Source organism: Dankookia sp. GCM10030260 (assembly GCF_042666655.1).
Lineage (GTDB): Bacteria > Pseudomonadota > Alphaproteobacteria > Acetobacterales > Acetobacteraceae > Paracraurococcus.
In genome coordinates, this window is the sequence record NZ_JBHTDE010000001.1 from 928,912 (window position 1) to 942,282 (window position 13,371).

The 13,371-nt window shown below is 72.0% G+C and carries 11 protein-coding genes; 6 read left to right on the top strand and 5 right to left on the bottom strand.

Annotated elements, in window-relative coordinates; all coding sequences use genetic code 11:
• Position 1: 1 nt before the first annotated feature.
• Positions 2-1,042 carry a hydroxyacid dehydrogenase gene (locus tag ACFQS7_RS04510; protein WP_380065823.1) on the bottom strand — a complete coding sequence of 347 codons (1,041 nt, stop codon included), beginning with the start codon at positions 1,040-1,042 and terminating at the stop codon, positions 2-4.
• A 148-nt stretch (positions 1,043-1,190) separates the two neighbouring features.
• On the opposite strand from ACFQS7_RS04510, the gene ACFQS7_RS04515 reads away from it, so the two are divergent.
• The gene (locus ACFQS7_RS04515; protein ID WP_380065824.1) at positions 1,191-1,682 is read left to right on the top strand and encodes a hypothetical protein; all 492 of its coding nucleotides are present in this window, start codon (positions 1,191-1,193) and stop codon (positions 1,680-1,682) included.
• A 160-nt stretch (positions 1,683-1,842) separates the two neighbouring features.
• Here ACFQS7_RS04515 and ACFQS7_RS04520 read toward each other — a convergent pair whose 3' ends face one another.
• On the bottom strand, positions 1,843-2,616 hold the full coding sequence (locus ACFQS7_RS04520) for an alpha/beta fold hydrolase (protein WP_380065825.1): 774 nt from the start codon (positions 2,614-2,616) through the stop codon (positions 1,843-1,845).
• Positions 2,617-2,694: 78 nt separating this feature from the next.
• Here ACFQS7_RS04520 and ACFQS7_RS04525 point away from each other — a divergent pair, with 78 nt between their 5' ends.
• The 3 genes from ACFQS7_RS04525 to glgX all read left to right on the top strand — a co-directional run bounded on the left by ACFQS7_RS04525 (position 2,695) and on the right by glgX (position 6,350).
• Complete coding sequence (locus tag ACFQS7_RS04525; protein ID WP_380065826.1) at positions 2,695-3,411, top strand: protocatechuate 3,4-dioxygenase subunit beta; 717 nt, start codon at positions 2,695-2,697, stop codon at positions 3,409-3,411.
• A gap of 10 nt (positions 3,412-3,421) precedes the next feature.
• Entirely contained in the window at positions 3,422-4,024 is a 603-nt protein-coding gene (gene pcaG, locus ACFQS7_RS04530; RefSeq protein ID WP_380065827.1) for a protocatechuate 3,4-dioxygenase subunit alpha, read from the top strand.
• A gap of 121 nt (positions 4,025-4,145) precedes the next feature.
• On the top strand, positions 4,146-6,350 hold the full coding sequence (gene glgX, locus ACFQS7_RS04535) for a glycogen debranching protein GlgX (protein WP_380065828.1): 2,205 nt from the start codon (positions 4,146-4,148) through the stop codon (positions 6,348-6,350).
• 159 nt (positions 6,351-6,509) lie between these two features.
• Here glgX and ACFQS7_RS04540 read toward each other — a convergent pair whose 3' ends face one another.
• Positions 6,510-8,444: an ATP-binding protein gene (locus ACFQS7_RS04540; RefSeq protein WP_380065829.1), complete on the bottom strand. Its 1,935-nt coding sequence runs from the start codon at positions 8,442-8,444 to the stop codon at positions 6,510-6,512.
• Positions 8,445-8,592: 148 nt separating this feature from the next.
• Between ACFQS7_RS04540 and ACFQS7_RS04545 the strand changes: the two genes are divergently transcribed.
• A complete protein-coding gene (locus ACFQS7_RS04545; protein ID WP_380065830.1) occupies positions 8,593-9,609 on the top strand; it encodes a hypothetical protein in 1,017 nt (338 codons plus the stop codon).
• A 37-nt stretch (positions 9,610-9,646) separates the two neighbouring features.
• Positions 9,647-10,621, top strand: a complete 975-nt coding sequence (locus ACFQS7_RS04550) for a Bug family tripartite tricarboxylate transporter substrate binding protein (RefSeq protein ID WP_380065831.1) — start codon at positions 9,647-9,649, stop codon at positions 10,619-10,621.
• A 16-nt stretch (positions 10,622-10,637) separates the two neighbouring features.
• Here ACFQS7_RS04550 and ACFQS7_RS04555 read toward each other — a convergent pair whose 3' ends face one another.
• Positions 10,638-11,720 carry a zinc-binding dehydrogenase gene (locus tag ACFQS7_RS04555; protein WP_380065832.1) on the bottom strand — a complete coding sequence of 361 codons (1,083 nt, stop codon included), beginning with the start codon at positions 11,718-11,720 and terminating at the stop codon, positions 10,638-10,640.
• 198 nt (positions 11,721-11,918) lie between these two features.
• Positions 11,919-13,367: a glutamate synthase subunit beta gene (locus ACFQS7_RS04560; protein WP_380065833.1), complete on the bottom strand. Its 1,449-nt coding sequence runs from the start codon at positions 13,365-13,367 to the stop codon at positions 11,919-11,921.
• Between the last annotated feature and the right edge of the window lie 4 nt (positions 13,368-13,371).

Sequence of the window (13,371 nt, forward strand, 5' to 3'; positions counted from 1 at the left end):
CTCAGGCGATGCTGCGCCCGAGCTTCTCCGCGTAGCGCACTGCGAAGCGCGGGATCACCGCGGGGTTGATGATCCGCGGCGGCAGCCTGCCCTTGGCCGCATCCGCGAAGGCCAGGGCGGCGATGCGGGTGATGTTGGCGCGGCTTTCATGCGTCACCCCCGCGGTGTGCTGGGTGACGATGACATTCGCCATGCCCAGCAGCGGATGGTCCGGGTCCGGCGGCTCCTGCTCCCACACGTCGAGCCCCGCCCCGCCGAGATGGCCGCTGCGCAGCGCCTCGTGCAAGGCGGGTTCGTCGTGGATGTTGCCGCGCGCGGTGGTGACGAAGATCGCGCCCGGCCGCATCCGCGCGAAGGACGCGCCGTCCATCAGGTTGCGGCTCTCGGGCGACAGCGGCAGATGCAGGCTGACCACGTCGCTTTCGGCCAGCAGCTCCGCCATTTCCACCTTGCGGGCGCCGCGCGCTTCGATGGTCGCCGCGTCCAGATAGGGGTCGCAGGCCAGCACGCGGCAGGAGAAGGCCAGGCGAACGATCTCCGCCACCCGCGTGCCCACGTTGCCGATGCCGACCAGCCCGACGGTGCGGTGGCGCAGCTCCCGCCCCATCAGCGCGCTGCGGTCCTTGGCGCGGCCCTCGCGCATCGCCGCGGTCGCCTCCGGCATCCGCTTCAGCAGGGCGAGCATCATGCCAACCGCATGCTCCGCGACACCCTCGGCATTGCCGCCGGCCTGGTTCACCAGCAGCACGCCGGCCTCGGTGCAGGCCTTCGGGTCGATCGGGTCGTAGCCGGCGCCGGTGCTGCCGACCATCAGCAGCCCGGGCAGCTGCGCCAGCAAGGCCGCGGTGACGTGGAAGGGCTTCGGCAGCTCGTCGCGGGACGCCATGCAATAGTAGCCATCCACCCCGCGCAGCGCCTCCAGCACCGCGGCCTCCGGCTGGTCCAGCGGGATCCGGATGATCTCCAGTTCGGGATGCTGCGCCGCGGTGTCCAGGAAGGACGGGTGCGGCACATGGGAGAGGTAGCCGACTCGGAAGGCCATTCGCGCGTTTCCCCAGGATGTTTCTCCCGGTGTATCGCGCCCCCCGGGCGGCGGAAAGTCGGGCCGCCCAGGCGCAACCGCGGCGCCCGCGCCGGGTTCTACCCAGACCGTTCCGGCCAGGCCGGGACCGAGACAGCGAGGAGCGTCCATGCCCATCCCGAAAGCCCGGGCCGCCGTCATCGCCGGTTGCCTGACCCTGCTCGCCGCGCCCGCCTGGGCGCAGAGCGCCGCGAACACCGATACCTCGCCCGCCGCCACCCCGGCCCCCGCCGCGGTGCCGGATGCGGCGCCGCCGGCCATCCGGCCGCGCGAGGCCGGCGCGGTGGTGCCGATGCCCGTCTGGCTCGACCGCAACGGCGACCCGGTCGAAACCCATCAGAACACCCTGGCCGATCCCGATCGGATGGATGCGGGCAAGCCTTTCACGCCGCTGCCATGGGGCTCCATCGTCGGTCACGTGCCAGGGATGAATGCCGGCCCCGCCTTCCGGCCGCTGCCGCCCGGCGTAGTGGTGAACAGCCGGCCCGCCATGATGGCCGGCAAGCCCTTCACCTCCCTGCCGGAAGGCGCGCAGCCCGGTGCGGTCCCCGGCATGCAGGCCGGTCCCGGCCAGGGTCCGCTGTCGCCGCCGGGCGGGTAAGGCGTTCGGTGCTTGTCGGTAGGGGGAGGCAAGGCCAGGGAGGAAGTACCCTGCCTGGATTCTCCTCTGTCTTTCCGGGCTTGGCACTCGCCGCGCGGCAGGTGCCAAGCCCGCAAAAAGGAAGGTTGGGGAGGGAATGCCATTCCCTCCCCAACCTTCCTTAGCTCTGCTCGATAGCGAACCTGACCAGCGCCCCCGCCGTCGCCGCCGGCTGCTCCGGCAGCAGCGCATGGCCGGCCTCTGCGATGACGGTCAGGCCGACCGGCCCGCCCAGTGCCTCCCGCAACGCGTCCCGCGTCGGTACCGGCGCGATGGTGTCGGCGGCGGCAGCGACATAATGCGTCGGGTGGCGTTCCGCCACCCGACGCCACCGCTCGTCGGTCGCGGCGGTCGCCGCCCTCTGCATCTGGGCCACCGATGGATGCCAGCCGGATAGCCAGACCCGCGCGTCATGGCCCGGGGCGAAGTAGCCGCGCTGCAGATGCGCCAGCCTTTCGGCCTCGCCCAGCCTCGGGTCGAAGCTACCGTCGATCGAAGCGCGTACCGCCGGGTCGAGCGCTTGGCTGATCGAGGCGGCCAGCAACACCACGCTGCGGACCAGATCCGGCCGGGCGGCGGACAGGGCGCGTGCGACCCAATTGCCGAAGGCATGGCCGGCGACGACGGCCGGGCCCGTCGCCTCGGCGTCCAGCACCGCGGCGGCATCCTCGGCCAGGTCGTACAAGGTCAGCCCCGCCATCGGCCCCACGGATCGGCCGATGCCGCGCGGGTCCGGGCAGAGCACGCGGAAGCCGGCGGCGGCCACCAGCGGGGCGACCTCGGCGAAATCCTCGGCGCCGCGGCCGAGCGAGGCGAGCAGCAGCACCGCCGGCCCCCGGCCCGCCGCCAGATAGCCGATCCGCGCCGGCCCGCGCGCCACGATCCGCTGTTCCATTCCATGTCCTCCCGTCTCGGGACTATCCCGCGCCGCCCGCCGAGGCGCTAGGCTGGCGGGAAAGGGAGGATCCGACCCATGGACGGCGCCACGCTGCCCGACCGCTTCGACCACTGGCCCGCCGGCATCCAGCCCGCGGTGCCGATCGAGGGCTATGCCAACACCTTCAGCCACACCCCGGCCCAGCCGGCGATCCGCCGCCCGGCGCTGCGGACCGAGGTGACCGGACCGGTCGCATTGTGGCGCAAGCTGCCCTGCGGCGACGACAACCTGGCGGTGGCCGGGCCGGGCCGCCTGGCGATGGGCCAGCTGATTCACATCGCCGGCCGCATCCTGGACGAGGATGCCAGGCCGGTGCGCGGCGCGGTGGTCGAGCTCTGGCAGGCCAATGCCGCCGGCCGCTACTTCCATGCGAACGACACGCGCGACGCGCCGCTGGACCCCAATTTCATCGGCAACGGCCGAATCCGCACGGATGACGAAGGCCGATACGGCTTCTTCACCATCCGCCCCGGCGCCTACCCGGTGCCGGCTCCCGGCGCCTGGTGGCGGCCGCCGCATGTGCATTTCTCGGTGCTCGGCCCGGCCACGCTGTCGCGTCTGGTGACGCAGATGTACTTCCCCGGCGACCCGCTGAACCCGCTCGACCGCATCTTCATGTCGGTGCCCGACGCCGCGGCGCGGGACCGGCTGATCGCCCGGCCGATCCCGCCGGTCGAGGTCGGGCTCGGCTGGCTCGGCTATGCCCATGACATCGTGCTGCGCGGCCGGGCCGCGACGCCGGTGCAGGCGTGAGGCGGCGGCGATGACCCGGCGTCTCCCCACCTCCGCCCATACCATCGGGCCCTTCTTCCCGCAGACCTTCTTCCGCCCGGGCGACAACGACCTGACGCGGGTTACGCCGGAGGCGGCGCCGACCGCGCGCGGCGAGCGCATCGTGCTTCGCGGCACGGTGACGCGGGAGGGCGGCGTGCCCTGCGTCAATGCCATCATGGAAGCCTGGCAGGCCGATGCCGCCGGCCGCTTCGCCCACCCGGCGGACCCGGAGGCGGCGCTGGCCGACCCGGACTTCCTCGGCTGGGGCCGGGCCTGGACGGATGCGGCGGGGGCTTACGAATTCCGCACGGTGCTGCCGGGCGGCTTCACCGAGGCGGCCGGGCCGCGCGCGCCGCATGTCGACCTGGTGGTGATGGCGTCGGGCCTGATGCGGATGCTGGGGACGGCGCTGTTCTTCCCCGACTTCGCCGCGGCCAATGCGGCGGACCCGGTGCTGGCGCTGGTGCCTCCGGCGCGGCGGGCCGGGCTGGTGGCACGGCCGGATGGCGAGTTGGAGGGAATGCGCACCTTCCGGTTCGACCTGCGGTTGCGCGGCGCGCCGGCAGAGGAGACCCCGTTTTTCGAGGAATAGGCGGAGTCAGGTTTCGCCGCTGCACCGCGGAAACGAAGACGCCCCGGCTTTGTTGTCACGCAGCAAAGCCGGAGGGGCCTCGACGATGGATGCGGGTTCGGAGATAGGAAAGCCGCGCGTGATGCGGCGCACACGCATCCGGGAGGGCTCGCCCTTTCCGCTCGGCGCCAATTGGGATGGGCTGGGGGTGAATTTCGCGCTGTTCTCCGCCAATGCCACCAAGGTCGAACTCTGCCTGTTCGACGATGCCGGGGAGCAGGAGCTGGAACGGCTGGAACTGCCCGAGTACACCGACGAGGTCTGGCACGGCTATCTGCCGGAAGCCCGGCCCGGGACGATCTACGGCTACCGGGTGCACGGCCCCTACGCGCCGGAGGTTGGCCACCGCTTCAACCCGAACAAGCTGCTGCTCGACCCCTATGCCCGCGCCATCGTCGGCGACCTGACCTGGGGGCCGGAGCTGTTCGGCTACAAGCTGGAGACCGGCGACGACCTGACCTTCGACACCCGCGACAGCATCCACCACATGCCGCGCTGCCGGGTCATCGACCCCGCCTTCACCTGGGGGCGCGAGCGCAGCCCGCAGGTGCCGTGGGAACGGACGATCTTCTACGAAACCCATGTGAAGGGCTTCACCAAGCTGCATCCCGGCCTGCCCGAGGACATGCGCGGCACCTATGACGGGCTGGCCTCGGCCGAGGTGGTCGCCTACCTCCGCGGGCTCGGCGTCACCTCCGTCGAGCTGTTGCCGATCCACAGCTTTGTCAACGACAGCCAGCTGCTGGACAAGGGGCTGACCAACTACTGGGGCTACAACACCATCAGCTTCTTCGCGCCGGCCCGGCGCTATGCCCGCAACCCGGCCTTCGCCTTCTCCGAGTTCAAGGAGATGGTGGCGCGGCTGCACGATGCGAACCTCGAGGTCATCCTCGACGTCGTCTACAACCACACCGCCGAGGGCAACGAGAAGGGCCCGACCCTCTCGTTCAAGGGCATCGACAACGCCAGCTACTACCGGCTGCTGCCCGACACCCCACGCTACTACATCAACGACACCGGCACCGGGAACACCTTCAACCTCTCGCATCCGCGGGTGCTGCAGCTGGTCACGGACAGCCTGCGCTACTGGGCGACCGAGATGCGGGTCGACGGCTTCCGCTTCGACCTCGCCACCATCCTCGGCCGCGAGACGCATGGCTTCGACGAGGGCGGCGGCTTCCTCGACACCTGCCGGCAGGACCCGGTGCTGTCCCGCGCCAAGCTGATCGCCGAGCCCTGGGATATCGGCCCTGGCGGCTACCAGGTCGGCGGCTTCCCGCCGGGCTGGGCGGAATGGAACGACCGCTTCCGCGACACCGTGCGCGCCTTCTGGAAGGGCGACGAGGGCCAGGCCGCCGAGCTCGCCGCGCGCCTCACCGCCTCGGGCGACAAGTTCAACCGGCGCGGCCGCAAGCCCTGGGCCAGCGTGAACTTCATCGCGGCGCATGACGGCTTCACGCTGAACGACCTGGTCTCCTACGACGAGAAGCACAACGCGGCCAACGGCGAGGACAACCGCGACGGCCACGACCACAACCTGTCCTGGAACTGCGGCGTCGAAGGCCCGACCGACGACCCGGAGATCCTGGCGCTGCGCGAGCGGCAGAAGCGCAACATGCTGGCGACGCTGCTGCTGGCCCAGGGAACGCCCATGCTGCTGGCCGGCGACGAATTCGGCCGCACGCAGCAGGGCAACAACAACACCTATTGCCAGGACAATGCGCTCAACTGGGTCGACTGGACCGGGATCGACGCGGCCGGGCAGGGCCTTGCCGGCTTCGCCCGCAAGCTGATCGCGCTGCGCCAGGGCTTCGCGGTGTTGCGCCGCGCGCGCTTCCTGACCGGGGCGCATGACGAGGTCACCGGGACCAAGGACGCGACCTGGCTCTGCCCCGACGGCACCGAGATGGATGCCGAGCACTGGAGCGACCCGAATACCCGTTGCTTCGGCCTGTTGCTGGATGGCCGCGCCCAAGCCACCGGCATCCGCCGCCCGGCCGCGGACGCCACCCTGCTGCAGGTGGTGAACGCCTATCACGACGTGGTGGAATTCGCCCTGCCGGAGCCGCCTGCCGGGCAGCGCTGGCTGTTGCTGGTGGATACCAACCGGCCGGAGCTGGAGGAGCCGGAGCCCTTCGAATTCGGCCACCCTTACATGGTGACCGGGCGTTCGCTGCTGCTGTTCGTGCTGCGGCCGGAGCGTGGTGGTGGGGCGATCCTTGCCGCGGCGCGGGCGGCGTTGCTGGCGGGGACCGCGCCGCCGCCGTTGCCAAGCGTGCAGGCCTGAAGACGAGGTTGGGGAGGGAAGACTATTCCCTCCCCGCTGGACGCATGCGTCCAACCCTACCCTTCCTTTCTATGAGGCTGGCACCCGCCGCGCGGCAGGTGCCGACCCACGGGAAAAGAGGGGGGGGAGCCGGGGAAGATACGTCCTTCCCCGCCTTGCCTACTTCTGCCGCGCCGCCACCAGCGCCCGGCGCAATTCCTCCAGCGAAAACGGCTTGCGCAGCAGCGGCAGCCCAGCCGCGGCCACCCGGGCCGGGGCCCCGCCATAACCGCTGTAGAGCAGGATCGGCAGGCCCGGATGGATTGCGCCGAGTTGCTTCGCCAACTCCAGCCCGTCCTGCCCGCCGGTCATCAGCACGTCGGTCAGCACCAGGTCCACCGGCAGCCCTTCCGCCAGCGTGCGCACCGCCATCGGTGCGCTGGCGACGCGGGTCACGGCATGGCCGAGATGCCGCAGCGTCTCCGTCGTCAGCTCGGCCACCGCATCGTCGTCTTCCACCAGCAGCAGGCGCATCGGCACGTCGGGCACGGCTTCCACCGGCGGCGGTGGCACCGCGGCGACGCCGGCCGGCAGGGTCGGTGCCGCGCGTGGCAGCAGCAGCGTCACCTTGGTGCCCTGGCCCAGCCGGCTGCTGACCCGCGCGGCGCCGCCGCTCTGCCGGGCGAAGCCATAGACCTGCGCCAGGCCGAGCCCGGTGCCCTGGCCGACATCCTTGGTGGAGAAGAAGGGCTCGAAGACCCGCGCCAGCACCTCTGGCGCCATGCCGGTGCCGGTGTCCTGGACCACGAGACGGGTGAAGGCGCCGCCCAGCCGATCCGGATCGGTCAAGGCGTCCAGCTCGACATTCGTGGCGCAAAGCCGCAGCGCGCCGCCCTTCGGCATGGCGTCCCGCGCATTCACGCCGAGATTCAGCACCGCCAGTTCGAGCTCCGCCGGATCCACCCGCGCCCACCAAAGATCCGGCGCGGCTTCGATCTCGATGGCGATGTCGGCGCGCAGGGCCCGGGCCAGCAACTCCCGCATGTCCTCCAGCCAGGCCCGCAGGTCGAGCGGCTCCGGCCGCAGCGCCTGGCGGCGGGCGAAGCTCAACAGCCGCCGCGTCAGGTCGGCACCGCGATGCGCCGCCTGGGCCATGGCATCCAGCAGCCGGTCGCGCCGCGCCGGCTCCGGGTCGCGCCTCAGCAGCGCCACGCCGTTGGTGATGACGGACAGCAGGTTGTTGAAGTCGTGCGCCACGCCACCGGTGAGCTGGCCCAGCGCCTCCAGCTTCAGGGTCTGGAACAGCTTGGCCTGGGCCGCCTCGCGCGCCCGGGTCTCCTCCTCCATGTCCTGCCGCAGCGTGGCATTGACCTCGGCGATCGCCAGCTCGGCGCGCTTGCGGTCGGTGATGTCGAGGGTGAGGCCAACCAGCCGCAGCGGCTCGCCTCCCGCATCGCAGACCAGCCTTCCGCGCGCGGTCAGCCAGCGCTCGCCGCGGTCCGGGTGACGGATGCGGTATTCCACACGGAAATCGGGGTCGCAGCGGCGCAGGCAGGTCTGCACCGCCGCCTCCGCGGCGGCGCGGTCCTCCGGCACCATGGCGGCGATCCAGGCGGCGTGGCCCGGCATGGCCGCGGCCGGGTCGAGCCCGTGCACGGCGAAGTATTCCGCCGACCAGCTGAATCCGCCGGCGCGGATGTCCCAATCCCAGGTGCCGGCCCCGGCGTAGCGCTCGGCCAGGCGCAGCCGCTCCTCGCTGTCGCGCAGCTGCTGGTCGAGTGCGGCCAGCGCCGCGGTCCGCTCGGCGACGCTGGCCTCGAGTGCCGTATTGGCCGCGCCGAGCGAGGCGTTGCTCGCCTCCAGCATCGCGGCGAGCCGGTGCAGCTCGTCCACCGCGCGACGCAGCTCCTCCGCCGTCGAGCCCGGCGGATTGCCGGATGGTGCGGGTGCCGCGGCGCCGTGGCGTGCCAGGGCCTCCGACGCGGCGTCGCCCCCGATCAGCATGGCGGCAGCCTCGTCCCGCGCCGTTTCGGCACCGGCCTGGCGCTGCGCCGGTGCGTCCTCCATGCGGGTGCGACCGGCGATCGCCGGCCCGTCCGGCTCTGGCTCACGCATGCCGCGGGTATTCCTGCACTGTGTTGTCCTAGCAGTAATGGCAGCCTCAACGGCCGATGCTTTCCTGCGTTCATCCCGATGCCGCCGAAGGGGCTCACGTGTGCTGTACCGCTCGACCATGGTCGCCGGGCGTGGCATCCCCCCGGCCATGGCCGCGATCCTGCATCCCCGCCTGCTGAACGGGCGGACCGGCGATCCCGGGCTGTGGATCGAGGCGCTCCAGCAACCGGAGGCGATCCTGCTGGACTGCGGCGACCTGTCCTCGCTGGCGCCGCGGCAGTTGCTGCGGGTCGGGCTGGTCGCCGTCTCGCACGCCCATATGGACCATTGGGCGGGGTTCGACCGGCTGCTGCGGCTGCTGATCGGGCGTGCGGCGCGGGTGCAGGTTGTGGGCCCGGCCGGCTTCGCCGCGCGGCTGTTCCACCGGCTGCAGGCCTATACCTGGAACCTGGTGGACCGCATCCCGGCCGAGCTGGCCTTCGAGGTGACCGAGGTCGCGCCGGGCCCGGCCTGGGCCCGGACCCGGCTTCGCCTGTCGGCGGGGTTCCGTGCCGAGCCGCAGGCGCCGCAGCCGGCCGTGGCGGATGGCACGGTGCTGCAACTCGGGTCATTGCGGTTGCGGGCGGCGGTGCTGGACCATGGCACCCCCTGCCTCGGCTTCGCGGTGGAGACGGCGGCGCGGGCAAATGTCCGGCCGGCCGGGCTGGCGGCGCGCGGCCTGCCGGCCGGCCCCTGGCTGGCGGGGCTGAAGGCGGCGGTGCTGGCTGGGGCCGCGGATGCGGTGCCGGTCCTGCTGCCGGGCGGGGCGGCGCCGCTCGGCACCCTGCGCGGCCTGGTCGAGGTGACGCCGGGCGAGCGCCTCGCCTACCTGACCGACCTGGCCGACACGCCGGGCAACCGCGCCGCGGCCATCGCCCTGGCGCAGGGTGCCGACATCCTGTTCATCGAGGCGCCCTTCGCCGCGGCGGATGCGGCGCATGCGCGCGACCGCCGGCACCTGACCACGCAGGCGGCCGGCGAGATCGCCCGCGCTGCCGGGACGCGGCGGATCGAGCCCTTCCACTTCTCCCCGCGTTACCCGGATGCCGAGGCGCGGCTGCTGGCCGAGGTCCTCGCCGCCGCCGGCCGCCCGATTGACAGCGCGGCGCCGGGCACCGCAGCCTGACCCGGTCCAGGAAGAATCAAGACCGGGGAGGGGACCCATGCACCTGCCACGCCGCGCCCTGCTGCGCGCCTCGGGCGCGCTGCTCGCCGCGCCCGCCATCGCCCAGGCCGCCCTGCCGCAGGGCACGGTGCGCATCCTGGTCGGCTTCCCGCCCGGCGGCGGCACCGATGTCATGGGCCGGGCCCTGGCCGAGACGCTGCGCAAGCGGGGCAAGCTGCGCAACATCGTCATCGAGAACCGCGCCGGCGCCAGCGGCACGGTGGCCTGCGAGGCGCTGAAATACGCCACGCCCGACGGCACCACGCTGATGTTCGCGCCCAGTGCCTCGACCGTGCAGCCGGTGCTGACCTTCCGCAAGCTGCCCTTCGACCCGCGCACCGACTTCGCCCCGGTGACCATGACCGGCACGGTGCAGACCTGCTTCGTGCTGGCGCCGAGCCTGCCCTTCACCACGTTCCTCGACTACGTCGCCTGGGTGAGGCAGGACCCGAAACGCGGCAGCTTCGGCAGCACCGCGCTGGGCTCGTCGACGCATTTCTTCGGCCTGCAGCTCGGCGGCGCCTTCGGGGTGCCGCTGGAGCCGGTGGGCTACCGGGGCGCGGCGCCGGTGATCGCCGACCTGACGGCGGGGCATATCAAGGCGGGCTGCGGCGGCGTGTCCGACTTCCTGACCCACCACAAGGACGGCAACCTGCGGATCGTGGTGACCTCCGGCCCCAAGCGGGGCGTGACGACGCCGGACATCCCGACCATCGCCGATCTCGGGCATCCGGACCAGGCGAGCTTCGGCTTCTATGCCTTCTACGCCCCGGCCGGGACGCCGGCGCCGGTGGTGGCGGCGCTGCGCGACGAGCTGGCGGCGGCGACCATGGAGCCGGAGGTGAAGGCGCAGCTGCTGGCGATCGGCCTGGAGCCCGAGGTCTCGACCTCGGCCGAACTTGCCAAGATCCTCGCCGACGACATCGAGCGCTGGCGGCCGGTGGTGGAGAAAAGCGGCTTCAAGGTGGATTGATGCCGCGGCCCCTTGGTCAGCGCCAGGGTTCCACCAGGACCTTGGCATGCACCTCCGGGCTTGCCAGGTCGAGGAAGGCCTGGCGCACGCCGTCCAGCCCGACCCGGCCGGTGATCAGCGGCGCCACGTCGATCCGCCCCTCGGCGATATGGCCGAGCGTCGAGGCGAATTCCGCCGCGGTGTAGCCCAGCACGAATTGCACGCTGAGCTGCTTGAGGATGCCGAAGAAGGGCTCGAAGCGGTCGGGTTCCATGCAGACGCCGACGATGACGATGCGGGCGCCGGCCGGCGCCGCGTCGAAGATCTGCGCCATGACGCCGGGCATGCCGACGCATTCGAAGATCGCCGCCGGCCGGCGCGCCGGCGACAGGCCGAGCAATTGGGCATAGCGGCTTGCATCGAAGCCGGCCGGGGTGGCCGCCGCGTCCAGCGCCGCATAGGGCGAGGCGGCGGCGGGATCGACCACGATGTCGGCCCCCATCCGCGCCGCGAGCGCCCGCCGCGCCGGGGAGAAATCCGAGGCGATGATGGGGCCGATGCCCTGCAGCTTCAGCGCGGCGATCACCGCCAGCCCGATCGGGCCGCAGCCGATCACCAGCGCCACGTCGTCCGGGGTGATGCGGCCGAAGGCCACCGCGTGGACGCCGACCGCGAGCGGTTCGACCAGCGCGGCATGGTCGGGGTTCATGCCGGCCGGCAGCGGCAGCAGCATGCGCTCGGCCAGCGGCAGGTATTCGGCGAAGGCGCCGGGGACGTCCGGGTTGTAGCCGACGCCCTGCACCACCTGCCCGGCGATGGTCAGCGGCATCGAGGTGACCAGCGTGCCGGGCGCGAAGCGGCCCTCGGTGCCCGGGCCGTTGGCCACGACCTCGCCGACGAATTCATGGCCGAAGACGATGTCGCGGTCGCGCGCCATGCCGAAGCGGTTGCCGGAGCGCTGCGACAGGTCGGCGAAGGAATCGGCGTATTTCGCCGCATGCAGGTCGGAGCCGCAGATGCCGCAGGCCCGCGTGCGGACCAGCACCTGGCCCTCGGCGAGGACGGGGTCGGGGATCGTGTCGACGACGAAGTCGCCCTGGCGGAAGACGGCGGCGCGCATGGTGGGTTCCTCCGGTTTTGCCGGAGAGTAGGCCAGGATCGGCGCCCGGCAGGCAAGGTTGGGGAGGAAAAAGTGTTTCCTCCCCAAACCCCACCCTTCCTGTTTCTGTGTTGGCATCTGCCGCGAAGCGCGTGCCAACCCAAAAAAACAGAGGAGGGTCCAGGGAGGATACTTCCTTCCTGGCCTTGCTTCCTTCCCTCAGCGCGGCAGGCTGCTCGCCCCCATCAGGAACGCGTCCACCGCGCGGGCGCATTGCCGCCCCTCGCGGATCGCCCAGACCACCAGGGACTGCCCGCGCCGCATGTCGCCGGCCGCGAAGACGCGCGGGACGGACGTCGCATATCCCTCGGTGTCCGCCTGCACGTTGCCGCGGCCGTCCAGCGCCACCGCGGCGCTTTCCAGCAGCCCGGCGCGCTGCGGGCCGAGGAAGCCCATCGCCAGCAGCACGAGGTCGGCCTTCAGCGTGAGCTCGCTGCCGGCGATCTCGCGCATCTGCATCCGCCCGCCGTCGCGCACCCACTCGACCCGCACGCAATCGAGCGCGGTGACCCGGCCGGCCTCGCCTGTCGCGCGCTTGGTCAGCACCGCCCAGTCGCGGGTGCAGCCTTCCATGTGGGCGGGCGCGGTGCGCAGCTTGTTCGGCCAGTTCGGCCAGGACAGCGCCTTGTTCTCCCGCTCGGGGGGCTTCGGCATGATCTCGATCTGCGTGATCGAGGCGGCACCCTGACGGGCCGCGGTGCCGATACAGTCGGCGCCGGTGTCGCCGCCGCCGATGACCACCACATGCTTGCCGCGGGCGGAGATGGTGCCGCGCGGCGCGGCGTGCTCCTCCGGCGCCCCGTGGACGCGGCGGTTCTGCTGCACCAGGTAGTCCATGGCATAGTGGATACCGTCCAGCGCGCGGCCCTCGACCTCCAGGTCGCGCGGCCATTCGGCGCCGCCCGACAGCACCACCGCATCGTGCCCGGCCAGCAGCGCCTCGACCGGCAGCGCCGCGCCGATCTCGACGCCGGTGCGGAATTCGACGCCTTCCGCGGCCATCTGCTCGACCCGGCGGTCGATCAGGTGCTTCTCCATCTTGAAGTCGGGGATGCCGTAGCGCAGCAGGCCGCCGATGCGCTCGCTCTTCTCGAACAGGGTCACCGCATGGCCGGCGCGGGCCAGCTGCTGCGCCGCCGCCATGCCGGCGGGGCCGGAGCCGACGACCGCCACGCGCTTGCCGGTCCGCCGCGCCGGCGGCTGCGGGACGATCCAGCCTTCCTCCCAGCCGCGATCGACGATGGCGCATTCGATCGACTTGATGGTGACCGGCGCGTCCTGGATGTTCAGCGTGCAGGATGCCTCGCAGGGGGCGGGGCAGATGCGGCCGGTGAATTCCGGGAAATTGTTGGTCGAGTGCAGCGTGGCGAGCGCCGTCTGCCACTGCTCCCGGTAGACCAGGTCGTTCCAGTCCGGGATCATGTTGTTCACCGGACAGCCGTTGTGGCAGTACGGGATGCCGCAATTCATGCAGCGCGCCGCCTGCTGGCCGAGCGTCTCCGCCGGCAGCGGGGTGACGTATTCGCGCCAGGTCTTGACGCGGGATTCCGGTGCCTCGTAGCCCCGGTCGCGCCGGTCGATCTCGAGGAATCCTGTCGGCTTGCCCATCGGT